The sequence below is a fragment of the Bartonella sp. TT110JLCBS genome, assembly GCF_042193405.1.
Classification (GTDB): Bacteria; Pseudomonadota; Alphaproteobacteria; order Rhizobiales; family Rhizobiaceae; genus Bartonella.
On the sequence record NZ_JBHILT010000290.1, the window covers coordinates 1 to 241 of the forward strand.

Sequence of the window (241 nt, forward strand, 5' to 3'; positions counted from 1 at the left end):
AGATCCCACGCGATCGCTGCAATTTCTTGCTCCTCAGGCGTTAATGTAGGGGAATCTGTATTACGTCATATGATACCTTGTAAATCAGAAGATGCTCCATTTATATCGGAATTACGTATTACCATCGTTTGCATCAATAAAGCTTCTACTTGACTTGGAACTGTCACTATATCGGTCTTTTCAAAGGGGATATTCCCTCCTGTTCCAATCTCAATATGCTTTTTTATAATTGAATTTGGAT